The 22,398-nt window shown below is 66.7% G+C and carries 24 protein-coding genes; 4 read left to right on the top strand and 20 right to left on the bottom strand.

From position 1 onward, the window contains the following. Positions 1-11: 11 nt before the first annotated feature. From MHX64_RS08005 to MHX64_RS07995, 3 genes are read right to left on the bottom strand one after another with little or no spacing between them, the layout of a single operon-like run. Positions 12-470, bottom strand: coding sequence for a hypothetical protein (locus MHX64_RS08005; protein WP_239356421.1), 459 nt, complete (start codon positions 468-470; stop codon positions 12-14). After that, on the bottom strand, positions 467-973 hold the full coding sequence (locus MHX64_RS08000; RefSeq protein WP_239356420.1) for a hypothetical protein: 507 nt from the start codon (positions 971-973) through the stop codon (positions 467-469). The genes MHX64_RS08005 and MHX64_RS08000 overlap by 4 nt, the downstream gene beginning before the upstream one ends. Before the next feature lie 10 nt (positions 974-983). After that, on the bottom strand, positions 984-2,366 hold the full coding sequence (locus MHX64_RS07995; protein WP_239356419.1) for a glycine--tRNA ligase: 1,383 nt from the start codon (positions 2,364-2,366) through the stop codon (positions 984-986). A gap of 169 nt (positions 2,367-2,535) precedes the next feature. Here MHX64_RS07995 and MHX64_RS07990 point away from each other — a divergent pair, with 169 nt between their 5' ends. Further along, positions 2,536-3,015: a metalloregulator ArsR/SmtB family transcription factor gene (locus MHX64_RS07990; protein WP_239356418.1), complete on the top strand. Its 480-nt coding sequence runs from the start codon at positions 2,536-2,538 to the stop codon at positions 3,013-3,015. A 15-nt stretch (positions 3,016-3,030) separates the two neighbouring features. After that, positions 3,031-3,468 carry a Fur family transcriptional regulator gene (locus tag MHX64_RS07985; protein ID WP_239356417.1) on the top strand — a complete coding sequence of 146 codons (438 nt, stop codon included), beginning with the start codon at positions 3,031-3,033 and terminating at the stop codon, positions 3,466-3,468. On the opposite strand, the gene MHX64_RS07980 is transcribed toward MHX64_RS07985, so the two are convergent. Genes MHX64_RS07980 through era form a run of 3 tightly spaced genes read right to left on the bottom strand, consistent with a single transcriptional unit; the run spans position 3,465 to position 5,898 of the window. Then, entirely contained in the window at positions 3,465-4,190 is a 726-nt protein-coding gene (locus tag MHX64_RS07980) for an isoprenyl transferase (protein ID WP_239356415.1), read from the bottom strand. The genes MHX64_RS07985 and MHX64_RS07980 overlap by 4 nt on opposite strands. A 9-nt stretch (positions 4,191-4,199) precedes the next feature. After that, the gene (gene recO / locus MHX64_RS07975) at positions 4,200-4,925 is read right to left on the bottom strand and encodes a DNA repair protein RecO (protein WP_239356414.1); all 726 of its coding nucleotides are present in this window, start codon (positions 4,923-4,925) and stop codon (positions 4,200-4,202) included. Further along, positions 4,915-5,898 carry a GTPase Era gene (era, locus tag MHX64_RS07970; protein ID WP_239356413.1) on the bottom strand — a complete coding sequence of 328 codons (984 nt, stop codon included), beginning with the start codon at positions 5,896-5,898 and terminating at the stop codon, positions 4,915-4,917. The genes recO and era overlap by 11 nt, the downstream gene beginning before the upstream one ends. 139 nt (positions 5,899-6,037) lie before the next feature. On the opposite strand from era, the gene MHX64_RS07965 reads away from it, so the two are divergent. Then, entirely contained in the window at positions 6,038-7,075 is a 1,038-nt protein-coding gene (locus tag MHX64_RS07965) for an HNH endonuclease signature motif containing protein (protein WP_239356412.1), read from the top strand. A gap of 56 nt (positions 7,076-7,131) precedes the next feature. Here the strand turns inward: MHX64_RS07965 and pdxY are convergent, their stop codons facing one another. The 11 genes from pdxY to MHX64_RS07910 form a co-directional block, all read right to left on the bottom strand. Continuing rightward, positions 7,132-7,983 carry a pyridoxal kinase PdxY gene (gene pdxY / locus MHX64_RS07960; protein WP_239356411.1) on the bottom strand — a complete coding sequence of 284 codons (852 nt, stop codon included), beginning with the start codon at positions 7,981-7,983 and terminating at the stop codon, positions 7,132-7,134. A 9-nt stretch (positions 7,984-7,992) separates the two neighbouring features. After that, positions 7,993-9,057 carry a 2,3-butanediol dehydrogenase gene (locus MHX64_RS07955; protein WP_239356410.1) on the bottom strand — a complete coding sequence of 355 codons (1,065 nt, stop codon included), beginning with the start codon at positions 9,055-9,057 and terminating at the stop codon, positions 7,993-7,995. A gap of 58 nt (positions 9,058-9,115) precedes the next feature. Then, entirely contained in the window at positions 9,116-10,432 is a 1,317-nt protein-coding gene (locus MHX64_RS07950; RefSeq protein WP_239356409.1) for a hemolysin family protein, read from the bottom strand. Beyond that, on the bottom strand, positions 10,429-10,995 hold the full coding sequence (gene ybeY / locus MHX64_RS07945) for an rRNA maturation RNase YbeY (RefSeq protein WP_239356408.1): 567 nt from the start codon (positions 10,993-10,995) through the stop codon (positions 10,429-10,431). Before ybeY ends, MHX64_RS07950 begins: the two co-directional genes overlap by 4 nt. Further along, entirely contained in the window at positions 10,992-12,014 is a 1,023-nt protein-coding gene (locus MHX64_RS07940) for a PhoH family protein (protein ID WP_239356406.1), read from the bottom strand. Before MHX64_RS07940 ends, ybeY begins: the two co-directional genes overlap by 4 nt. An 11-nt stretch (positions 12,015-12,025) precedes the next feature. After that, complete coding sequence (locus MHX64_RS07935; protein ID WP_239356404.1) at positions 12,026-12,724, bottom strand: 16S rRNA (uracil(1498)-N(3))-methyltransferase; 699 nt, start codon at positions 12,722-12,724, stop codon at positions 12,026-12,028. After that, a complete protein-coding gene (gene dnaJ / locus MHX64_RS07930) occupies positions 12,721-13,845 on the bottom strand; it encodes a molecular chaperone DnaJ (RefSeq protein WP_239356402.1) in 1,125 nt (374 codons plus the stop codon). Before dnaJ ends, MHX64_RS07935 begins: the two co-directional genes overlap by 4 nt. A gap of 10 nt (positions 13,846-13,855) precedes the next feature. Then, positions 13,856-14,869, bottom strand: coding sequence for a heat-inducible transcriptional repressor HrcA (hrcA, locus tag MHX64_RS07925; protein WP_239356400.1), 1,014 nt, complete (start codon positions 14,867-14,869; stop codon positions 13,856-13,858). A 9-nt stretch (positions 14,870-14,878) separates the two neighbouring features. After that, positions 14,879-15,997, bottom strand: coding sequence for a radical SAM family heme chaperone HemW (gene hemW, locus MHX64_RS07920; RefSeq protein ID WP_239356398.1), 1,119 nt, complete (start codon positions 15,995-15,997; stop codon positions 14,879-14,881). 10 nt (positions 15,998-16,007) lie between these two features. Then, positions 16,008-16,676, bottom strand: coding sequence for a hypothetical protein (locus tag MHX64_RS07915; RefSeq protein ID WP_239306268.1), 669 nt, complete (start codon positions 16,674-16,676; stop codon positions 16,008-16,010). Positions 16,677-16,763: 87 nt separating this feature from the next. Further along, positions 16,764-18,602: a long-chain fatty acid--CoA ligase gene (locus tag MHX64_RS07910; protein ID WP_239356396.1), complete on the bottom strand. Its 1,839-nt coding sequence runs from the start codon at positions 18,600-18,602 to the stop codon at positions 16,764-16,766. A gap of 53 nt (positions 18,603-18,655) precedes the next feature. On the opposite strand from MHX64_RS07910, the gene malQ reads away from it, so the two are divergent. Next, the gene (gene malQ / locus MHX64_RS07905) at positions 18,656-20,800 is read left to right on the top strand and encodes a 4-alpha-glucanotransferase (RefSeq protein WP_370642088.1); all 2,145 of its coding nucleotides are present in this window, start codon (positions 18,656-18,658) and stop codon (positions 20,798-20,800) included. Here malQ and MHX64_RS07900 read toward each other — a convergent pair. The 3 genes from MHX64_RS07900 to MHX64_RS07890 are packed head-to-tail and all read right to left on the bottom strand — an operon-like array spanning position 20,797 to position 22,352. Next, positions 20,797-20,937, bottom strand: coding sequence for a hypothetical protein (locus tag MHX64_RS07900; protein WP_181888890.1), 141 nt, complete (start codon positions 20,935-20,937; stop codon positions 20,797-20,799). The genes malQ and MHX64_RS07900 overlap by 4 nt on opposite strands. Positions 20,938-20,961: 24 nt before the next feature. Further along, the gene (locus tag MHX64_RS07895; RefSeq protein ID WP_239356392.1) at positions 20,962-21,126 is read right to left on the bottom strand and encodes a hypothetical protein; all 165 of its coding nucleotides are present in this window, start codon (positions 21,124-21,126) and stop codon (positions 20,962-20,964) included. Beyond that, positions 21,126-22,352, bottom strand: a complete 1,227-nt coding sequence (locus MHX64_RS07890) for a hypothetical protein (RefSeq protein WP_239356391.1) — start codon at positions 22,350-22,352, stop codon at positions 21,126-21,128. The genes MHX64_RS07895 and MHX64_RS07890 overlap by 1 nt, the downstream gene beginning before the upstream one ends. Positions 22,353-22,398 lie beyond the last annotated feature (46 nt).

Raw genomic sequence — 22,398 nt, 5'->3', positions numbered from 1 at the left:
CGCGCGGGTGCTTAGTAACGCGTGCGGCGCGCCGGCGCGTCGACGAAGGTCAGCGCCCAGGTCATGAACGCGAGGTCTACCAGCTGGATCTCGTCGAACCCGTCGGCGCGAAGCGTCGGCTCCGCCACGTCGACGCCGAGTTCGCCGGAGGGGAAGCCCCGGGTCACGGCGATGAGCTCACCGTCGCAGTCGCGGATTTCGCGCTTCGGGGTGATTGCGCCCGACAGCAGGTCGAAGCCCGAACGGTTTAAGCTGTAGCGGCGGCCAGCGCAATCTGCGGCGTAGCGCGACACGGTAAACCCGGCTTTGCGCAGGAGGTACTCCTCATTGGTCGCAACGTCGAAGGCGCGGAACTTCACCGGATTATCGGACGTGACGCGCAAAACGGTCTCGCCCACCGTGATCGTGTCGGGGGTGGAATGGGCGATGGACCTTTGGTCGTCGATAAGCGAAGCTTCCTGCCAGATCACAGCACTGCCACCACCACGACAAACAGCGACAGGAACACCAGCGTGGCAATCAGCGCGGTGGAGTTGGCCATCTTGCGGGCCTCCAGCACGCAGCGCGTGAGCCACGCCAGGCCGGCAACCTGCACGGGCGGCAGATGGGTCTCCCCCTCGAACTCGAGGATGGCCTTGCGCACCCCGTTGTGGTCCTGGGTGAACTGGGCGACCTTCTCGCCGTCCGGACCCTCGACCACCCAGTTCTTGGACGTCTCCGGGATCAGGGCGAAGGGCGTGCCGTCCACGACAGCGTCGATGCGCTTCGCGCGCTTCAGGCTGTCGGAGGTGCGCACGACGTCCTCGCCGCCGCACGTGGCCACAGCGCCCGACTCGGCGTGCGCGGTCAGATCCCAGCTCTGGCCGCACACGATCGCGCGGTCGTGCTCGAACACGCCGAGGACGTCCGGGCCGTCCTCAGCCAGCAGCTTCGGCGCGTCCCGGTTCGTGCGGTCCCAGCTCACGTAATGCATGAGCGAAAATTTAGCAGCCGATCAGGCGGGCGGCCAGGTAGGACTCCAGCTCCGCCAGCGGCACGCGCTCCTGCTCCATCGTGTCGCGCTCACGCACGGTGACGGCCTGGTCCTCCAGGGTGTCGAAGTCGTAGGTGACGCAGAACGGGGTGCCCGTTTCGTCCTGGCGGCGGTAGCGGCGGCCGATCGCGCCGGAAGTGTCAAAGTCGACGTTCCAGTGCTGGCGCAGCTTGGCCGCGAGCTCCTCGGCCGGGCCGGACAGCTCCGGCTTCTTCGACAGCGGCAGCACGGCCACCTTCACCGGGGCGAGGCGGCGGTCCAGGCGCAGCACGACGCGGGTGTCGGTGCCGCCCTTGGCGTTGGGGGCTTCTTCCTCGTCGTAGGCGTCGATGAGGAACGCCATCATCGCGCGGCCCAGGCCTGCGGCCGGCTCGATGCAGTACGGGATCCAGCGCTCGTTGTTCTCCTGGTCGAAGTAGCTCAGGTCCTCGCCGGAGGCCTCGGCGTGGGTCTTCAGGTCGTAGTCGGTGCGGTTGGCTACGCCCTCGAGCTCGCCCCACTTGGAACCGGTGAAGCCGAAGGCGTACTCAATGTCGACGGTGCGCTTGGAGTAGTGGGAAAGCTTCTCCTGCGGGTGCTCGTAGAGGCGCAGGTTGTCGGGGTTGATGCCCAGGTCGACGTACCAGTTGTAGCGGTTGTCAATCCAGTACTCGTGCCACTTCTCGTCCTCGCCGGGCTTGACAAAGAATTCCATCTCCATCTGCTCGAACTCGCGGGTGCGGAAGATGAAGTTGCCCGGGGTGATCTCGTTGCGGAAGCTCTTGCCGGTGTTGGCGATGCCGAACGGAGGTTTCATGCGTGACGACGTCATCACGTTCTTGAAGTTCACGAAGATGCCCTGCGCGGTCTCCGGGCGCAGGTAGTGCAGGCCTTCCTTGTCGTCCACCGGACCCAGGTAGGTCTTCATCAAACCGGAGAACGCCTTCGGCTCGGTCCAGTTGCCGGGCTGGCCGGTTTCCGGGTCGTTGATGTCTGCCAGGCCGTTTGCCGGCGGGTGGCCGTGCTTTTCCTCGTAGGCTTCCAGCAGGTCGTCGGCGCGGTAGCGCTTGTGGGTGTACAGCGACTCAACGAGCGGGTCGGTGAACACCTCGACGTGGCCGGAGGCTTCCCACACGCGCGTGGGCAGGATGACGGAGGTGTCAACGCCGACGGTGTCGCGGCGGGATTGCACCATGTGCTTCCACCACTGGCGCTTGAGGTTTTCTTTCAGTTCCACGCCGAGCGGGCCGTAGTCCCACGCGGAGCGGGTTCCGCCGTAGATTTCGCCGGCCGGGTACACCAGCCCGCGGCGCTTGCACAGGTTAACGACGGTCTCAATCTTTGATGCGGGCATCAACATCTCCTGGTGGGAAAGTGCGTGCAAATTACGGTCAACAGCATAGCCCGCCTTACGACGCCTCCGGTCACCCGCCCAGTTTGGACATAAGTCCCACTCTGTTTAGGCATTCTTGTATTCTGAACGAATCATCTGTTTCCCATTGGCGCTGAGGAAAGGGGACGCCGTGAGCGAACGCTACAATTTGGCGGACCTTCCAAAGCTGGCGGACGAGGATCTAGACCGCACCGCTGCGCTTGTAAAAGTGTTGGACTCGAAGACTCGGCTGGAGATTTTGCTGCTCCTGGCCGAGGAAGAACAGGTGGTCCATCAGCTTGTCACCGAGTTGGAGAAGTCGCAGCCGCTGATTTCCCAGCACTTGCGGGTGCTGCGTTCGGCGGGTTTGGTGTCGTCGTCGCGAAAGGGCCGCGAGGTGCTCTACGCGCTGGACCAGCCGGACATCATCGGCATCATCCACGAGCTGGCGTCGCTGGAGAAACTCACCGAGGCCAAGGACGAGCTGGCCGAGCTGCGCAAGCGCAGGCGGGAAAACAGCGGGAGCTCCGGCGGCTCCATCGGCGCGGCGATCGTCGACCCGCCGGCGAACGTGCGTCCCGAAGTGGATCCCGGCCTCGCCCCGCAGACTCCAAAGCCTGTGCGCGACTAGCTAGACTGCAATGGTATGACGCAAACGAACCGCCGGGCGCAATCCCGCCCCGTGCCCAAGCTGGGCCCACGCATGACACGCCAGCGCGCCGCCGTCGTGGAGACGTTGCGGGGGCTGGACAAGTTCGCGTCCGCGAAAACCATCCATGAGCAATTGCTTGACGACGGCGCGTCCGTCGGCCTCACCACCGTCTACCGCACCCTGCAATCGCTTGCCGAGGTCAACGCCGTGGACGTGCTGCAGTCCCCCGACGGCGAGACCCTCTACCGCGACTGCTTATCCGGCCACCACCATCACCACCTGGTGTGCACCGAGTGCGGCCGCAGCGAGGAGATCGAGGGCGGCCCGGTGGAGAAGTGGGCCGAGGTCGTCGCCTCGCACTACGGCTACGAGCTGGTCGGCCACGACGCGGAAGTCTACGGCGTGTGCCGCGCCTGCCAGGCCAAGCGCTAGCTGTCGAACTTGTCCACCGCGCCGCCGAAGCGGCGGTCGCGCTTGGCGTACTCGAGCACCGCGTCCCAGAGGTCTTCCTTGGTGAAGTCCGGGAACAGCACGTCCTGGTACACCATCTCCGCGTACGCCGACTGCCAGATGAGGAAGTTCGACGTGCGCTGCTCCCCCGACGGGCGCAGAAACAGGTCCACGTCCGGCATGTCCGCGCGGTACAGGTAGCGGGCGATGGTTTTTTCGTCGACGGTGGACACGTGAGCGTCGATGAGCTTTTGCACCGCATCTGTGATCTCCGCACGCCCGCCGTAGTTGACGCACATGGCAAGCGTGAGGCCGGTGTTGTTTTTGGTCAGCTCCTCGGCGACCTCGAGCTCTTCGATGACGCTGCCCCACAGCTTCGGGCGGCGCCCGCACCACACCACGCGCACGTTTTTGGCGTGCAGCTCGTCGCGCTGGCGGCGCAGCACCTCGCGCGTGAAGTTCATGAGAAAGTGCACCTCGGAGGGGCTGCGCTTCCAGTTTTCGGTGGAAAACGCGTATGCGGAGAGCCACTCGACGCCGCCGAGCTCGATGCACGCGTCGACGGCGTCCATGAGCTTCTCCTCGCCCACCTTGTGCCCCTCGGTGCGCTTCAGGCCGCGCTTTTGCGCCCAGCGGCCGTTGCCGTCCATCACCAGCGCGATGTGCTTCGGGATGAACTTCGTGTCAATTCTCGGTGCGCCCATGGGCGTCAATTATGCCTGCTCCATAATCTTGAAGCTTTTCAGCCCGGTTTCCAGGTTGAATTGCAGGTGCGCGACGGTTGCGCGGTGAATCTGCGCCACGCGTATCGACGGCACTTCGCTGCCCCTCTCCATCAGCCACATCTCGTGCAGCGTTTCGGGGTGGACGTCCATGGAGCCCGGCGGGCGGCAGTTGTTGCACACCGCCCCGCCTTGGGTGGCGTTGAACGCCTTGTGCGGGCCGGGCGCGCCGCAGTTCGCGCAGTTGAACAGGCTTAAGCCCCAGCCGGCGTGCTCGGTGGCCTGCAGGATGAACGCGTCGAGGACCATCGTGGGGTGCTGGTTGGTCTGCAGGTTTTTCAGCGCGTCCTGGACCAGGGCGAACAGCGTGGGGTCGGCTTCGTCGAAGCTGAGCTTTTCCGCCGTCTCCATCACGGCGCAGGCGGCGGCGTAGCGGTCGAAGTCGTCGATGATGCGGGCGCCGAAGTAGGTGACGGTGTCGGCGGAAGCGATCGTCGAGAGGCCTCGGCCCGGGTAGATCAGCGCGTCGACCTCGACGAACGGCTGCAGGCGGGAGCCGAAGCGGCTCTTCGCCTTGCGCACGCCCTTGGCCACGCCGCGGATAAGGCCGTGATTCTTTGTGAGCAGGACGACGACCCGGTCCGCCTCCCCGAAGTCGTAGGTGCGCACCACAAACGCGCGGTCGCGCCAGTTCGGGCGCGGGGCTTTAGAAGCCAAGCCGGCCCAGCGCCTTCGGGTCCTGCTGCCAGTTCTTCAGCACTTTGACGCGCACGTCCAGGTAGACGTTTTGCCCGGTCAGCTCGATGATCTGCTTGCGGGCGCGGTGCACGATGCCGCTTAAGCGCCGTCCGTCCGGGCCCTCGATGATGCGTTTTTGGCCCGGGCGCTCCAGGTAGAGCACGGCGTAAATTTTGACGCGGCGGTCCTCCTGGATCATCTCGTCGATCTGGACGGCGACGGAGTGCGGCAGCTCGTCGCGAAGCCCCCGCAGCGCTTCCTCGCGGATGAGCTCCGCGATGCGCGTCTCCGTGTCCTCGTCCGTGGTGTGGTCCTCGGGGTAGAAACGCGGGCCTTGCGGGAGCTTATCGACGAGCACGTCAAGCAGCGTATCCACCTGAATCTGCTGCGTGGCCGACACCGGCACCAGCTCCGCGTCCTGGCCGAGCAGCTCGTGCAGCTCCAGCAGGCGCTCGCCGACGGTGTCCTTGCCGGTCTTGTCCAACTTGGTCACGATGCCCACGATCGGCGTATTCGGCTTGGTTTCGCGGATTTGGTCCAGGATGTAGCGGTCGCCGGGGCCGATCTTCTCGTCCGCCGGCACCGTGAAACCGATGACGTCCACGTCGGCGAAGGTGTCCTTGACCACGTCGTTGAGACGCTCGCCCAACAGCGTGCGCGGGCGGTGAATACCCGGGGTGTCCACGACAATGACCTGGGCGTCGTCGCGGTTGATCACGCCGCGGATCGGGTGGCGGGTGGTCTCCGGCTGGTCCGCCATAATCGCGATCTTCTCCCCCACCAGCGCGTTCGTCAGCGTGGACTTGCCGGTGTTCGGGCGGCCCACGAAGCTGACAAACCCCGACCTGAAGCCCTCCGGGGTGTCAGTGAAGCCGCCGGCGTCGGCGCGCTCGAAATCGTTCGCGCTGGCCTCTGCGGGCAGATCGTCCGGGAAATCGGGGAAGTCGTTCATGGCCTGGGATTCTACCTGTCAAGCCCTGAGTGGTTTCGCTGTGGACAACCGTGTTGTGGCGGGGTCTTTTGGCGGGGGTTATCCACAGATTTCGTTTTGGGTCTGGTGTTGGGGGTTGCGCTGGCTTAGCTTTCGGGCCATGAACTTCACTGACTTTGTTTCCGCAGGCGTGGCCGTGCTCGCCGACTTCGACCGCGACGTGGCCATGGCCGCCGGCCTATCGTCTGGCCGGGTGCGCGACTTGGCGCGGGTGCACCACACCTACTTCGGCCCGACCCAGTTCACCCGCAAACAACGCGACGCACTCGCCGCCGCCGAGGGGTTACCTGTGGACCAACTCGTGCACATCGAGAAAAAGTTGCTCGCCGTCGAAGGCGCCGCCGAACGCTGGCGCATTAGGTTGGATTTGGTGCGCCACCGCGGCTCCTACAGAGCGTTAACCAAGCGCATCAAACGGCTGATCAAACAACCCGTCAAACCCGCCCCACCCTCGTGCCGGTTCAGCCGCTCGAAGGCAGGCATGCGCACCATGATCCTCACCTACAACGAGCGCGACCTCGCGGACCTGGAGCACCTGCTGCGCCAACTCATCGACGCCGACGACCCCGCCGCCGCCCAAATGGCCCACACGCTTATCGGGATCCTGCGTGACGGCAAGGGTGTGCCGAAGGCGAATTTCCGGCCGATCATCTTGGTGCCGATCGCCGACTGGGCCCGCATCCAATCCGGCCACGCCGATGAAGTCACCCTGATCTGCACCGACGGCACCACCATGACCGGTGCGGAATACATGGAGCACGAATTCGGCGACATACTCGAAGTCGCCGCGTTCCACCCCCAGGAAGGACCCGTCAACCTCTACTACGGTAAGCGCTGCGCCAACCCCAAGCAAAAAGTCATGTCGAAACTGCTCTGCCCGGGTTGCGCGTTTCCCGACTGCAAACACTCCGCCGAAACTACCCAGACGCACCACATTAACGCGTGGCGCTACGGGGGAATGACCAACATGGACAACCTCGCCGAACTGTGCCCCTTCCACAACGGGGTCAACGCCGACAACAGGCAAGGCCCGTTCGGCTACATCGACAACCCGAACGCCCGCATCTACTGGGTCGCACCCAACGGCACCCGCGTCCCAATGACCACCCCGGGCGCGATGGAACTGCTCTTCGACTAACCACACACCGAAAACCCGCCCCAAAAGGGCGGGCACATCGGCATGCCTGAAAACGGTTAGAGGGCCTCGACCTCGAACTGGAGCTGCGGGTTGGCGTAGTAGTCCTGCGCCTCGACGAGCTTGAGCTCCTGCGAGTCTGCCTCGAGGGTCACGCGCAGCAGGTCGAACACAGACGACGCCGTCTTGGCCAGCGCGTCCTTCGCGTCGCGGCCGCGGAGGTAGTGCCCGGTGAACAGCGCCGCGGTGACGTCGCCGGAGCCGTTGCGTTTAAACGGCAGGCGCGGGGTGCGCACGATCCACTTGCCGTTATCGTCGACGGCGATCATCTCGATGGCGTCCTCAGGCGTCTCCGGGCGCTTTACCGAGGTGACCAGCACGGTGGACGGGCCCATCTCGCGCGCGGCGTCGACGGCGGCGAGGGTGGAATCGAGGTCGGTGACGTCGCGCTCGGTCAGGTACCCCAGCTCGAACTGGTTCGGGGTGATGATGTCGGCGGCCGGCACGATCGTCGAGCGGAACAGCGGCGGGATGGTGTCGGCGACGAAGCAGCCGGACGTCGCCGAGCCCATCACTGGGTCGCAGGTGTAGAGCGCGTCCGGGTTTTCAGCCTTGATGTCGCGCACGGTGCCCACGATCACGTCGGCGATTTCGGGGGAAGCCTGGTAGCCGGTGAGGATGCCGTCGATAAGCGAAAATGCGCCGCGGTCCCGGATGCCGTTAAGCACCGCGGCGACGTCGTCGGCCGGAATGATCGGCCCGCCCCACGCGCCGTAGCCGGTGTGGTTGGAGTAGTTCACGGTGTACACCGGCCAGACCTCGTGGCCGATGCGCTGCAAAGGAAAGACCGCTGCCGAGTTGCCGACATGGCCATACGCGACAGCGGACTGGATGGAGAGAATGTTGCTCATACGAGCATTTTAGAGCTCCGGCGACACCAGGATCTTCACGGCGGTCTCGTTGCGGTTGATCAGGGTGTCGAAGCCCTCGTCGACGACACCGTCAAAGCCGATCTTGCCGGTGATGAACGGCTTCAGGTCGACCTTGCCCTCCTCGACGAGCTTGATGGTCTGCTCGTGGTCGTGGGCGTAGCCGATGATGCCGCGGATGGTCAGCTCCTTCATCACCACGGCGTGGATGTCCAGCTCGGCCTTCTTGGACCAGATGGACTCGACGACAAGGGTGCCCTTGAGCTTCAGGCAATCGACGAGCTGGTCAAGCACGACGTTGACGGAGGTGCACTCGAAGGCGGCGTCGACGCCCTTGCCGTCGGTGATCTTCAGGATTTCTTCCTTGAGGTCCTGCTTGGACGGGTCGATGGCGTGGTCGGCGACACCGGCGTCGAGGGCCTTCTGGCGGCGCAGCTCGGACAGCTCGGAGACGATCACGGTGCAGCCGTATGCCTTAGCGACGGCAGCCGTGAGCACGCCGATCGGGCCAGCACCGCCGATGAGGACCACGTCGCCCTCGCCGGCATCGGAGGCGGAGAATGCGTGGTGGGCGACGGACAGCGGCTCGATGAGCGCGGCCTCGTCCAGCGGCACGTCGTTCTTGATCGGGTGGACCCAGCGGCGCTGCACCGCGATCTTCTCGGAGAGGCCGCCGCCGCCACCGGCAAGGCCGATGAAGTTGACGTCCGGGTGGAGGTTGTACGGGCCCGGCTCCTTCGGGTCGACATCGTCGGGAAGCACGTACGGCTCGACGACGACATGCTGGCCGACCTCAAGGTCGTCCACGCCCTCGCCCAGCGCCGCGACGACGCCGGAGAACTCGTGGCCGAGCGTGACCGGCGGCTCCTCGCCGGTGATCGGGTGCGGGTGGCCCGGCTTCGGGCAGAAGATGGGGCCTTCCAGGTACTCGTGGAGGTCGGTGCCGCAGATGCCGCACCAGGCGATGTCGATGAGCACCTCGCCCTTGCCTGCCTCTGGGGCGTCGATGTCCTCGACGCGGATGTCCTTCTGGCCGTAGTAACGTACAGCGCGCATGTGAAGCTCCTCTCGGTGAAAAACCTGCTTACGTGCGCAATTCTACCGAAAAGTAGGATTAATCGCCGTGGAGCGGCTCTGTGGCCTCCGCCACCGAGACGAGCACGGTGCGGGTCTTCACCCGGCCGCGGCGGTCGCGCCCGCCCTCGGCGGTGTAGCGCACCCCGTCGCGCAGAATCGACGCGCCCGGCAGCGGCACGCGCCCCAGCTCGTACGACAGCAACCCCGCCACCGTGTCGACGTTTTCCGTGACGTCCTCGGCGTACTCCAGCTCGTAGTCCAGGTTGTCGGCGAGGTAATCCACCAGGTCGTCCAGCGGCAGGCGCGCCTGGACGCGGAACACGCGCGGCTCCACCTCGGTGATCGGGGCTTCCTCGTCCTCGTCGTACTCGTCGGTGATCTCGCCGACGATTTCTTCCAGCAGGTCTTCCATGGTGAGGAGGCCGGCGACGGTGCCGTATTCGTCGATAAGCATGGCGATGTGCGTGTTCGACTGCTGCATCTCTTTGAGCAGCACGTCCAGCGGCTTCGAGTCCGGGATGAACAGCGGCTCGCGCATGAACTCCGTAATCGGCGTGGTGGGGTCGATCGGGGTGCCGCGGTCGGTGAACATGTCCTTCAGGTACGCGATGCCGACGATTTCGTCGACACTCTCCCCGATCACCGGCACGCGCGAATGGCCGGAACGCACCATCAGCGCGGTGGCTTGGCGGGCGGTTTTCTCGCCCTCGATCCACACCATCTCCGGCCGCGGCACCATCACCTGGCGCGCGTAGCTGGACGCGAGGTCGAAGATGTTCTGGATCATGCGGCCCTCGGTGGTTTCCACCACGCCTTTTTCCTGCGCGACCTCGACCATCTCGCGCAGCTCGATTTCGGTGGCATACGGCCCGTCGCGGAAGTCCTCGCCGGGGTGGAACAGGTTGCCCACCCAAATCAACAGCTTTGCGACGGGCCCGAGCACCGTTTGGAAGACCCCCAGGCCTTGGGCCGCCTTGAGCGAAATGGTGTAGGGGTTGCGCTTGCCCGCGGTGCGCGCGAACACCCCGACGATGGAAAATTGCAGCAGCGTGACGACGATCACCGCCACCGCAATCGCCCACCCGTCCGAGTCCAGCAGATCCATCGCGAGCATCGCCGCGGTGACGGACGCGACGACATCCAGGACGGTTTTGACCAGCACAAGCGTGTTGACGTGGTTCGCGCGGTGGTCCACCACCCGCAAAAGCGCCGCCGCGCCCGGGGTGTCGTCTTTGACCATGCCCTCGACGCGGGCGCGCGAGATCGGGGCCAGCGCGGACTCGATGGAGCCGAGCAGGCCGGACAACAGCAGCGCGGCGACGGTGACGGCCGCGTAGACGAAGGTCAGCGTCACTCGATGCCCTTCATCAGCTTGTCCAGCTCGTCGCGGTCGGCTGCCGACGGAAACGCGTGCGCGCCGGTCGGCTTCGGCTGGTACTCGATACCGCGGCGGGCGAGGTCGTCGTACCAGTCCGCCAGGATCTCGTTTTGCAGGGCGAACATCTCGCGCTCGTCTTTCGGCTCGATGTGGTCGTAGCCCAACAGGTGCAGCACGCCGTGGACGGTGAGCAGCGCCATCTCATGCGCGAGGTCGTGGCCGGCCATTTCGGCCTGCTTGCGGTCGTAGGCCGGGCACAGGATGATGTCGCCGAGCATCGCCGGGCCGGGCATGTCCGCGTCGGGGCGGCCGCCGCCGGGGGTGAGCTCGTCCATGGGAAAGCTCATCACGTCCGTCGGGCCCTCCAGGTCCATCCAGCGCACGTGCAGATCGGCCATCGTGGGCTCGTCGACCAGAGTGATGGTGGCCTCGGCGTCGGGGTGGACGTCCATGGAGCGCATGGCGAACGACGCGACGTCGATAAGCATTTGCTCATTGACCTCCGCCTCGCCGGACTCATTCAGCACTTCAATGCTCACTGGTTCGCCTCCGCTTCCCGCTCGGCCTCGATCGCTTGCTGGCGCTTCTCGTAGCGCAGGGCGTTCTGCGCGTCGTGGCGGTCGTACGCGGCGACGATGCGCGAAATCAGGTGGTGGCGCACCACGTCGCCGGCGCCGAGCTCCTGGAACGAAATGTCGTCGATGTCCGCGAGGATGCGCCGCGCCACGCGCAGGCCCGAGACGGTGCCGCGCGGCAGATCCACCTGGGACGTATCGCCCGTGACCACCATTTTCGAGCCGAAGCCGAGGCGGGTGAGGAACATCTTCATCTGCGCGCCGGTGGTGTTTTGCGCCTCATCCAGGATGACAAACGCGTCCGACAGGGTGCGCCCGCGCATGTAGGCCAGGGGCGCGACCTCGATGATGCCGGCCTCGATGAGCTTCGGGATCGCCTCCGGGTCCATCATGTCGCGCAACGAGTCGTACAACGGGCGCAGGTACGGGTCGATCTTGTCCGAGAGCGTGCCGGGCAGGAAACCGAGCTTTTCGCCCGCCTCCACCGCCGGGCGGGTCAAAATGATGCGCTTGACCTCTTTGTTCTGCAGCGCCTGGACCGCCTTCGCCACGGCGAGGTACGTCTTGCCGGAGCCGGCCGGCCCGATGCCGAAGGTGATGGTGTTGGCGTCGATCGCGTCGACGTAGGCGCGCTGGCCGGCCGTCTTCGGGCGGATGACCTTGCCGCGGCGCGAGATGATCTCCTCGCCGAGGATGTCGGCGACCGAGCCGGGTGCTTCGGCCTCCATGATGCGCACCGCCTGGATCACTGTGTCCACCCCCAGCGGGACGCCGCGGCGCGCCATGGACTCCAGCTCTTCGACGACGCGCAGCGCGTGCGCCGCCTGCTCCGCGTGCCCCTTGACGGTCAGCTCGGTGCCGCGGGCGTGGAAGCCCACCCCGAGCTGGTCCTCCAAAACCCGCAGGTTGTCGTCGTTTATTCCCAGGACGGACTGTGCGTACGCCGAGTCGAGTTCGACCTTGCGCGTCACCATTTCTTCCATGGGGGCCAACCCTACCAGCGGGAGGTCAACGCCCCGATGGCGCAAAGCCCCGCAAACGCCGCCGAGGCGGTGCGCAGCACCTCGGGCCCGAGCTTGACCGGGCGCGCGCCGAGGACCTCCAGTTCGTCGTCGCCGATGCCGCCCTCGGGCCCGACGATCAGCCACACGTCCTCGCCGAAATCGACATCGCGGATCGAGTCGGTGGCGTCCTCGTGCAGAACCAGAGCGTGGCACTCACGCAGCAGCGCGGACAGCTGGTTCGTCGTCACCGGGTCGCGCACCTCGGGCACCCACGCCCGCCGCGCCTGCTTCGCGCTGGCCAAAGCCTGCGCGCGCCACTTCTCCACCTGCTTGGCCTGCTTGTTCGCCGGCCACCGCGCGATCGTACGGTGCGAAATCCACGGCACAATCGCGTCGGCCCCGGCCTGCACCGCCAGGTCCACCGCGAGCTCCGCGCGCTCGCCCTTCGGCACCGCCTGCACCACCGTCACGCGCGGCGTGGGTTGTGGCACGAACTCTTGCCTTTCGACGACTCCATCAACCCGACCAGCCCCCACCGACGTGACGCGGGTGAGCGCGGTGGACCCTTGGCCGTCGATAAGCATGATGCGCTCGCCGGGCTCGATGCGCTTGACGTGCGCGTGCTTGGCTTCGGCGCCGGTGAGCGTGCCGGCGGCGGGGTCGTCGGTGAAAAAGTACGGCAGGCTCATCGGCGGAAGCGGTCGCGCATGCGGGAGAAGAAGCCCTCGCCGTGCTCGTCGGACTCGACGTGGACCTCCGGGTTGTCCGGGTGGCCGTCGCGGAGGTCCTGCAGGGCGGCGCGCTCGTCGTTGGTCAAGGCGGTGGGCACGGTGACCTGGACGTGGGCGATCATGTCGCCGGCGCCCTCGGCGCGCAGCCGCGGCATGCCCTCGCCCTGCAGGTGGATGGTGTCGCCGGGCTGGGTGCCGCCGGGCACCTCGATGGTGGTCTGCCCGCCGGCGAGGTTGTCCACGCTCAGCTCGGTGCCGAGCGCTGCGTCGTACATCGGCACGGTCAGGCGGACGTGCAGGTCGTTGTTCTCGCGCACGAACACCGGGTGCGGTTTGACCTGCACCTCCACGTAGAGGTCGCCGGCGGGGCCGCCGCCGTGGCCGACCTCGCCCTGGTCCGCCATGCGGATGCGCATGCCGGAGTTGATGCCGGCGGGGATGTTCACGGTCAGATCGCGGGTGGCGCGCACGCGGCCGTCGCCGGCGCACTGGGTGCACGGGTCCTTGATCACTTCGCCGTAGCCGTGGCAGGTGGGGCACTCGCGGGTGGTCATGACGTTGCCCAAAAACGACTGCTGCATCTCCTGGACCTGGCCGGCGCCGCCGCAGGTGCCGCAGGGCACCGGCTTCTCCTCGGTCTTGGACCCGGTGCCGTGGCACTTGTCGCACAGCACGGCGGTGTCGACGGTGACGTCCTTCTTCGTGCCCGCGAACGCTTCCTCCAGGGTGATGGCGGTGCGCAGCAGGGCGTCGTTGCCCGGCTGCACGCGCGAGCGCGGCTGGCGGGCGCCACCGCCGCCGAAGAACGCCTCGAAGATGTCGCCGAGTCCCCCGCCGCCGAAGCCGCCCGCGCCGCCGCCGGCCTCCATCGGGTCGCCGCCGCGGTCGACGATTGCGCGCTTCTGCGGGTCCAGCAGCACCTCCTGCGCCGCCGCGATCTCCGCGAACTTCTCGGCGGCCTCCTCGGACGGGTTCACGTCCGGGTGGTACTTGCGCGCCAGTTTGCGGTACGCCTTTTTAATCTCCTGCTCGGTGGCTTCCTGGTCCACGCCGAGGATGCCGTAGTAATCGCGAGCCATAACTTCCCTTCTATTCGCCCCGCAGAATGCGGCTGATGTAGCGGGCCACGGTGGCAACCTTTTGCATGGTACCGGGGTAGTCCATGTGGGTCGGACCCACTACCCCGAGGCCGCCGAGTGCCTCGTCGCCCGAGCCGTACGCTGTTGTAACAATCGAGGCGCGCGAAAATTCCTCGTCCTCGTTTTCGCGCCCGATGCGCACGCTCACCCGCTCGAGCTCCTGCGCCCCGGCGAGCAGTTTCAGCACCACCACCTGCTGCTCCAGCGCGTCGATGACGCCCTGCAAGCCTCCCGACGGCACGACCAGGTTCGACGAGCCCGCAATGATCAGCCGGTCCGGTGCGGCGTCCACAAGCGTGGTGATCAGCACTTCTGCTGCGCGTGAGGTGGGGTCGGCGAGGTGGGGCGGAGCTTTCGTCGATAGGCGAGAAAGCGCCTCCGAGGCGTCGCGCATGGTTTGGCCCACCAGGGCCTCGTTCAAAAGGTCGCGAAGCAGGCGCACCCCGTCCGGCCCAATCGGCGTCGCAAGCTCAACGTTGCGCTGATCCACGCGCCCGGCGTCCGTGATCAGCACGAGCAAAAGCCGCGTCGGGGTCAGCTCCACCACCTCGCAGTGCTTCACCCGCGACACCGTCAGCGTGGGCAGCTGCACCACCGCCGCCTGGTTGGTCAGCTGGGCAAGCAGCTGCACGGAGCGGCGCAGCACGTCCTCTAAGTCCACGCCGTTTTCCAAGAAATCCAAAATGGCGTGGCGCTCGGCGGCGCTCAACGGCTTGACGTCGTGCAGCGCGTCCACGAACGCGCGGTAACCCGCCTCAGTGGGGATGCGGCCGGACGAGGCGTGCGTCTGAGAGATGTAGCCCTGCTGCTCCAGCACCGCCATGTCGTTGCGGATCGTCGCCGAGGACACCCCCATCTTGTGCCGCTCCACCAGGGATTTCGACCCCACCGGCTCTTGGCTTGCAATGTAGTCCGCCACGATCGCGCGCAGCACCGCCTGGCGCCGCTGGTCCGCAGTACCCATTACGCCTCCTTACTCGGCTGCCAGGATATCGGTGATGATGCCGTCTGCAAGCAGCCGCCCTTTGTCGGTCAGCCGCAGCCTGTCGGTTTGCTCGAGCAACCCCGCGCGCACATGCCTATCGACGACCTCCCGTGCCCCCGCCCCGATCCAAACTGCCGGGATGCCTTCCTTCAGCCGCAGGCCGAGCATGACTGCCTCGGTGTGGGCCTCTGTTTCCGTGATGGGTTCAGTGTCCTGGATGGGCAGCGTGGCGCTGGCAAGCAACTGCGCATATCGCTCGGGGCGCTTGACGTTGAAGAAACGCTCGGAGGCGATGAAGCTGTGCGCGCCCGGGCCCGCGCCCCACCACTGCTGGTTGCGCCAGTAGATGAGGTTGTGGCGGCACTGCCCGCCCGGCTTCGCCCAGTTGGAGACCTCGTACCAGTCGTAGCCGTGGGCGGCGAGCGTGTCGGCGATGATCTCGTAGCGGTCCGCGTAGACGTCCTCCTGCGGCGCAGGCAGCTCGCCGCGGCGGATCTTGCGGGCCATGGCGGTGCCGTCTTCCACGATGAGCGAATACGCGCTGACGTGGTCGACGTCCGTGGCCAGGATGGCGTCGAGGGTGCGGCGGACGTCGTCGTCGGTTTCGGTGGGCGTGCCGTAGATCATGTCCAGGTTCACGTGCGCGAAACCGGCGTCGCGGGCCTCGCGGGCGGCGGCGACCGCGCGGCCCGGGGTGTGCTGGCGGTCCAGCACCTTGAGCACCGGCGTGGAGGCGGACTGCATGCCGAGTGAGACGCGGGTGAAGCCGGCGTCCAGCAGGCCGGCGAAGTAGTCGGGGCTGGTGGATTCCGGGTTGGATTCGGTGGTGACCTCGGCGCCGGGGTTCAGGCCGAAGGTGTTGCGGACGGCGGTGAGGATGCGCCCGAGCCCGTCGGCGCCAAGCAGGCTCGGGGTGCCGCCGCCGATGAACACGGTGTCGGCTTGGGGCATACCGCGCGCGGCGGCGAGCTCGAGTTCTTTCTCGAGCGCGTCCAAGTACTGGGCGTGGGAGGAGTCCACCTCAGTTGGGGTGTAGGTGTTGAAGTCGCAGTACCCGCAGCGCGTGGCGCAAAACGGGACGTGGACGTAAACGCCGAATGAATCCATGGCCTTAAGGCTAGGCGCCGCGGCGGGAACGCTTCGCGGCAACCTTGGCCACGATCCTGTCGATGCGGGCGCGCTCCTCCAAAAACTCCGGCGGGTTGGACCCGCGCATGGTGCGCACGAACGCCGGGTGGTCCACGCAGACGGTTTCCACCCAGCCCATCACGGCCTCCTCGACGATCTCGCCGACGCGCGCGTACATCTGCGGCAGCGACACCACGCCGAGCTCGCGGGCGACCATGTCGGTCTGCTCCAGGCAGTAGGACACGATCTCGCCCAGGTGCTGCACCACCAGGTCGGTGCGGCCGGTCAGCGCGTCCTGCATGGTCTGCACCGAGAACGGTGCTTGGAGGGGGAAGAGGTCGTTTAAACCGGAGGCGTCGAGAAGCTCGGGCTCCGGAATGCGCTCCTCCGGCTTCGCACCCGCGGACAGGTGGCCGGCGGCGCGGCCGGAGGTCAGCGCCTGGCGCAGGCCGATCAGCTCAGCGACGACACGGCGGGCGTCTTGGCGGGCATCGTCGACAATCTCGACGAACTCGGCGAGGCAGTCCTCCGTGAGCTCCCCGTCGTAATCCGCAATCGCCTCGGCGAGGTGCTCGGTGTACTCCGCCACCTCGTCGCCGATGTTGTAAATCTCCTGAGTGAGCTCGCGGTGACGCAGCACGGCGGCAGTCTTGTGCATCGCGAGCCCTCCTTGGAAACGCCTGTGGGAAGTGACAAATTGGCATGCTATGCCACAGCCGCGCGCGTGGAAGGAAGGCGCGCCGAACTACCGCTGATACAGCTTGTCGATGTCCTCCTGGAACCGCTGGAACACCACGTTACGCTTGACCTTCATCGTCGGGGTCATCTCATCGTGCTGCTCAGACAGGTCGCGGTCCAGGATGCGGAACTTCTTGATCGCCTCGGCGCGCGAGACGGTGGCGTTGGCCAGGTTCACCGCGTCCTGCACCTCCGCGCGCAGCGCCGGGTCCTGGGCGAGCTCGGAAACCTTCTTGTTCGCCGGGATGTTGTGGTTGGCCTTCCAGCGCTTGAGCTCCTCCTCGTCCAGGGTGACCAGCACGCCGACGAAGGGTTTGCCGTCGCCGACCACCAGCGCGTTGGAGATCAGCGGGTCCTGGCGGATGATCTCCTCCATCGGGCCCGGGGAGATGTTCTTGCCGCCGGCGGTGACGATCAGGTCCTTCTTGCGGCCGGTGATGGAGACGTAGCCGTCCTCGTCCACCTCGCCGAGGTCGCCGGTGTTGAACCAGCCGTCCGTGAGCGCCTCTTCGGTGGCGGACGGGTTGCCCCAGTACTTCTCAAACACGCCGGGGCCCTTGAACTCGATCTCGCCGTCGTCGTTGATGCGCACCGAGTAGCCGTTGACCGGCCGGCCGACGGTGCCGATCTTGTTGGCGTGGGCGTTGTTCACACACGCCGCCGCGCAGGTCTCGGTCAGGCCGTAGCCCTCGTAGATGGGCACGCCCATGCCGCGGAAGAAGTGCGACAAATCCGCGCTCATGGCCGACCCGCCGGTGATGCCGTACCAGACGGAACCGCCCATGGCCTCCTTGATCTTGCCGTAGACGACCTTGTCGTAGACCGCGCGCTTCGCCTTCTGCACCCGCGACGGGCCCTCCGGGGTGTCCAGCGCCTTCGAGTACTCAACCGCGGCCTTTTCGGCCTCCAAGAACATGCGCTTGCCAATCGCGGAGCCGTCCGCGGCCTTGTTGTAGGCGCCCTCGCGCACCTTCTCAAACACGCGCGGCACACCGACGACAAGGTTCGGGCGCACGCGCTGCAGCTCCACCATCAGCGTCGAGGTGTCCGACCAGTGCGACTGCGTCGCGCCCGAGATCGTCCACGCCAGCGACACCGCGCGCGCCAGCACGTGCGCCAGCGGCAAAAACGTCACCATGCGCTGGCCGGGGAAGGACACCGAGCCGATCTCGTTTTCCAAAAGCGCCCAGCACTGATACGCCCAGTTGCCGTGGGAAATCTCCACGCCCTTCGGCCGGCCGGTGGTGCCGGAGGTGTACACGATGGAGCCCAGGGTTTCGTGGCGGATGGCGGCCACGCGTTCGTCGATAAGCGATTGCTCAACGTCTCGCCCCTCAAACTTCAGCGTCTCCACGCCCGAGGCGTTGAACTCGTAGATGCGCTCGAGCTTTGACGGGGAGTCCGCGAACTTCGCCTTGCCCGTCTCGTCCAGCAAAAACGGGCTCATCAGCTGGGTGTGGTCGCGCGTTTCGGTGAACGCGATCTTCGCGCCGGAGTCCTCCAGAATCCACTGGATCTGGTGCATCGAACTCGACGGGTAAATCGGCACCGAGGCGGCGCCCGCGGCCCAGATGGCGAAATCCACCAGCGACCACTCGTAGCGTGTCGACGACAAGATGGCCACGCGGTCCCCCGGCTCCACGCCCGCGGCGACGAGCCCCTTGGCGACCTCGTAGACCTCCTCCAAAAACTCCGCCGCCGTGACGGAGACCCACTCGTAGTTGCGCGGCCGGTAGTACAGCACCAGGTGGGGGCTCTGCTCGCAGGTGCGAATCAGCCGGCTGAGGCACGTGTCCGTGTCGTTGAGCGTGAATCCAAGTTCCGTGGTGTGCGCGTTTGAAGGCATGGTGTCCAAGACTACCCCAGCGTGCTTGCCCCAGCTTTGGCACAATGCGTGGCGTGACCAACGTTGCCCTGCTTCACGCCCTCGCCGAGTCCTATGGCTTCGGCACGTCCTACCGCGCCTCGAACGGACTGGTCACCGAGCCGCCCGCCGAGTCGTTTATCAAGCTGCTGCGGGCCTTGGGGCTTTCGCTTAACGACGATCCGTCGGACGAAGAGCTCCAATTCCACCTCGATGCCCGCCGCGAATTTTGGGCGACCAGGCCCATGCCGCCGTGCGTGGTGGCCACCGAGGGCGCCGAGAAACACTTCAACGTCCACGTCCACGACGGGCACTGGGCGCACTGCTGGATCCGGCTGGAAGACGGCTCCTCGCGCGACGCGTACCAGGACGAGAACTGGGCCCCGCCGTTCACCGCCGCCGACGGTACCGTGTGGGGCGAGGCGACGTTCCACGTGCCGGGCGATCTGCCCGCCGGCTACCACGAGCTGCACTTGGAGTCCGACAACTTGGATGAGGTCTGCCCGCTGATCGTAGTGCCGGCGTCCTTGTCCACCAACGCCGAAGTGGTGCGCGACCCGGTGTGGGGCGTGATGGCGCAGTTGTACTCGGTGCGCTCGCTGGACTCCTGGGGCATCGGCGACTTCCACGACCTCGGCGCGATCGCCGAAGCGGTGGCCGCGGAAGGCGCGGACTACCTGCTGATCAACCCGGTGCACGCCGCCGAACCCGTCCCGCCGATCGAGGACTCGCCGTACCTTCCCACCTCCCGCCGGTTTGTCAACCCGATCTACATCGCGGTGGAGCAGGTGCCGGAGTATGGGCTGTTGGACGAGGGGGACCGGGAGGACGTCGAGAAGCTTGCTGCGGAGTTGAAGGCGATGAACCACACCGCAGACCCCTTGGAGCGCGACCGGATTTTCGCCGCGAAGCTGGCGGCGCTGCGCACGCTGTTTTACCTTTCGGCGGCGGACGAGGCGCGCACGCGGGACTTCGAGCTGTTCTGCGAGGTTGAGGGCGAGGGGCTGCGCCAGTTCGCCGAGTGGTGCGCGGCGCAGGCGAGCGAGTCGGAGCACCACGGCGCGCCGCGGCATGCGGGCGAGGACCCGCAGGAGCTGGTGCGGTTCTACATGTGGCTGCAGTTCATCGCCGACGAGCAACGCCGCGTGGCGCAAGAGCGCGCGGTGGCGGCCGGGATGCGGCTGGGCATCATGACGGACCTGGCGGTGGGCATCCACCCGGGTGGCGCCGACGCAGCGACGTTGCACGAGGTGCTGGTGCCCGACGCCTCGGTGGGGGCGCCGCCGGACCAGTACTCGCAGCAGGGCCAGGACTGGTCGCAGCCGCCGTGGAACCCGCAGCAGCTGGCGGAAGCCGGCTACGGGCCGTGGCGCGATCTTTTGCGCACCGTGCTGCGCCACTCCGGCGGGATCCGCGTGGACCACGTTTTGGGGCTGTTCCGCCTGTTCTGGCTGCCGCGCATGGACACCCCGTTGCACGGCGCGTACATGAACTACGACTTCGAGGCCATGGTCGGCGTGTTAGTGCTGGAGGCGCAGCGCGCCGGTGCCGTGGTGGTGGGCGAAGACCTGGGCACGTTCGAGCCGTGGGTCCAGGACGTGCTTCGCGACAAGGGCATCCTCGGCACCTCCGTGCTGTGGTTCGAGTCCGTGCCGCCGGAGGCGCCGCGCCCGTCGCAGCAGTACCGCAACCTCGCGCTGACCGCCGTGGGCACCCACGACCTGCCGCCCACCGCCGGCTATCTGGAGGGCGCGCACAACGCGCTGCGCCACAAGCTCGGGCTGGTCAAGGAGTCGCTGGAGGAGCTCAACGCCACCGACGCCGTGTGGATCTCGCAGGTGCTCGCCGCCGCCCAGGCGGAGGGGGCGTTCGACAACTCGCCGCTCGCTGACGTGGACTTTCTCGACCGGGACTTGGGCGAGTACGACGACGTGGACGCCCTCGTCGAGGGGCTGACGCGGTTTATCGCCTCCACCCCGTCCGCGATGACGTGCACGAACCTGGTGGACATGGTGGGCGACACCCGCATTCAAAACCAGCCGGGCACCAACCGCGAGATGTATTCCAACTGGTGCATTCCGCTTTGCGACGCCTCCGGTACCCCCGTTCTCATCGAAGACCTCCCCGACGTCGCGCTGTTTACGCGCATCGCCGAAGCCAGCGCACGAAGCGAGCGCTAGAGCGCGCTGACGATCGCGGCGACGACGACGAGCGCGATGAGCACCCACATCACCTGGGTCACCCGCGACTGCGGGTACTTGCGCTGCGGCTTGGGCAGCTTCTGGTCCTGCTTGCGCAGCTCTTCCGGGTTGGCCATGGTGTGTAAGCCTAGCGCCGCGGGCTAGCGGCGGGAAACCAGGCGCGCGGTGGCCCGGGCGACACCGTCGACAAGGCGCAGCAGCGCGTAGCCGGCCGCGGCGCACACCGGCGCGGCGGCGGCAAGGATCGCGGGGACCTGCAGCCAGGGGCTCAGGCCCATCACCCAACCAAGTAGGGCGCTGCTCATCAGATCAGGCCCATCGCGTAGCCGATCGCCGGCACCAGCACCGCCACGGTGGCCACGACGCCGAGGGTGATCAGCAGCGCTTTGGCGATGTTGTTGTCGCGCGGCTCTTCCACGGTGTCCTCGCTGCTTTGCTCCTGAGTCTCAGGCGTGACGACGGGCGCCTCGCTCGGCACACTCGACGGCGTCGCCGCGCCGACCGGGATGGCCGGCTGCAACGTCGCGGCCGGGATCACCACGGTTTTCTTCGTCGGCCCAGAGATGTGGATGGTGTTGCCGGACACCGACGTCACGGCCGGCGCCGGCTCGCGGGGAGTCTGCGGCGACGCCCCTGGCGCCTCAGAGGCAGGCGCGGGCTCGCGCGTGACCTCCGCGACCGGGTTCACCACGGTGCTGCGCACCGGAGTAGGCACCGCCGGCGTGGACGTTTTCTTGCTCGGCGAGGCCGGTTTTGCCGACGCACCGTAGTGGGAGCGGAGGAACGCGTCGATGCGGGAGTCGTCGTAAAGCGCGCCGCTTTGAAGCGAACTGGCGCGCTCGAAGCCCACGACCTCCTCGCCGCGCTCGTCCACAAGCGCGTTCGCCCCGGACATCACGCCGACGAGCCCGCGGCCCGGCGCGTAGACCGGCCCGCCGGAGTCGCCGTAGTCCGGCATGCCGGGGGCGTCGAAGTAGATGGTTTTCTCGATCATGCCCACGAACGGCCCACAGGTGGCGCGGTTTGTGCCGCCGTGCGAGGCGTAGCCGTGGTAGCACAGCGTCTCGCCGGGCTCGATGTCTTCGATGGGCACGTACTCGCCGCCGAAGGGGTTGGCCTCCACCTCGACGCCGTTGAACCAGTAGATCACCGCCCAGTCGTTGGCGTTGGAGGCGCCGTAGTAGGCGGCGGCCGGGTAGATCATGCCGGCAGGGGTGGTCATTTCGCGGCCCTTGCTGTCGGCGAGGTAGACCAGCGAGCCGGTTTGCCACCCGTAGTTGCCGTTGTCGGCGCAGTGTCCGGCGGTGTAGCTGCGGCGCTGCTTCGAGTCGTTGTAGCCGATGGTGCAGGCGGTGAGGTTGTCGTTGCCGAGGTTGTCCACGAACATGCGGGCACCTTGCTTGACGACGAGCCGCTCCGCCGCCGGCGCCTCCACCCCACCGACGAGACCAGAAGCTGCCAGCGCGGACGCCGCGGCGAGCGCAGCGACGCGTGCGCCCACGCGGGGGCGTCGCACTGTACCGTTCGCCATGCAGCTTTCCTTGTCTTGTCTTTTAACGGTTTCCCCGGAACTGTAC

The sequence above is a fragment of the Corynebacterium sp. ACRPZ genome (assembly GCF_022346205.1).
Classification (GTDB): Bacteria; Actinomycetota; Actinomycetes; order Mycobacteriales; family Mycobacteriaceae; genus Corynebacterium; species Corynebacterium lehmanniae.
The sequence above is the reverse complement of the archived record's forward strand: the minus strand, read 5'-3'. Positions and strand labels throughout refer to the sequence as shown.

Coding starts and splice junctions, on each gene's coding strand:
- MHX64_RS08000 (WP_239356420.1), bottom strand. CDS start 973: ATGCATTACGTGAGCTGGGACCGCACGAACCGGGACGCGCCGAAGCTG.
- MHX64_RS07995 (WP_239356419.1), bottom strand. CDS start 2,366: ATGCCCGCATCAAAGATTGAGACCGTCGTTAACCTGTGCAAGCGCCGC.
- MHX64_RS07985 (WP_239356417.1), top strand. CDS start 3,031: ATGACGCAAACGAACCGCCGGGCGCAATCCCGCCCCGTGCCCAAGCTG.
- MHX64_RS07980 (WP_239356415.1), bottom strand. CDS start 4,190: ATGGGCGCACCGAGAATTGACACGAAGTTCATCCCGAAGCACATCGCG.
- era (WP_239356413.1), bottom strand. CDS start 5,898: ATGAACGACTTCCCCGATTTCCCGGACGATCTGCCCGCAGAGGCCAGC.
- MHX64_RS07965 (WP_239356412.1), top strand. CDS start 6,038: ATGAACTTCACTGACTTTGTTTCCGCAGGCGTGGCCGTGCTCGCCGAC.
- pdxY (WP_239356411.1), bottom strand. CDS start 7,983: ATGAGCAACATTCTCTCCATCCAGTCCGCTGTCGCGTATGGCCATGTC.
- MHX64_RS07955 (WP_239356410.1), bottom strand. CDS start 9,057: ATGCGCGCTGTACGTTACTACGGCCAGAAGGACATCCGCGTCGAGGAC.
- MHX64_RS07940 (WP_239356406.1), bottom strand. CDS start 12,014: ATGGAAGAAATGGTGACGCGCAAGGTCGAACTCGACTCGGCGTACGCA.
- MHX64_RS07935 (WP_239356404.1), bottom strand. CDS start 12,724: ATGAGCCTGCCGTACTTTTTCACCGACGACCCCGCCGCCGGCACGCTC.
- dnaJ (WP_239356402.1), bottom strand. CDS start 13,845: ATGGCTCGCGATTACTACGGCATCCTCGGCGTGGACCAGGAAGCCACC.
- hrcA (WP_239356400.1), bottom strand. CDS start 14,869: ATGGGTACTGCGGACCAGCGGCGCCAGGCGGTGCTGCGCGCGATCGTG.
- hemW (WP_239356398.1), bottom strand. CDS start 15,997: ATGGATTCATTCGGCGTTTACGTCCACGTCCCGTTTTGCGCCACGCGC.
- MHX64_RS07915 (WP_239306268.1), bottom strand. CDS start 16,676: ATGCACAAGACTGCCGCCGTGCTGCGTCACCGCGAGCTCACTCAGGAG.
- MHX64_RS07910 (WP_239356396.1), bottom strand. CDS start 18,602: ATGCCTTCAAACGCGCACACCACGGAACTTGGATTCACGCTCAACGAC.
- MHX64_RS07900 (WP_181888890.1), bottom strand. CDS start 20,937: ATGGCCAACCCGGAAGAGCTGCGCAAGCAGGACCAGAAGCTGCCCAAG.
- MHX64_RS07895 (WP_239356392.1), bottom strand. CDS start 21,126: ATGAGCAGCGCCCTACTTGGTTGGGTGATGGGCCTGAGCCCCTGGCTG.
- MHX64_RS07890 (WP_239356391.1), bottom strand. CDS start 22,352: ATGGCGAACGGTACAGTGCGACGCCCCCGCGTGGGCGCACGCGTCGCT.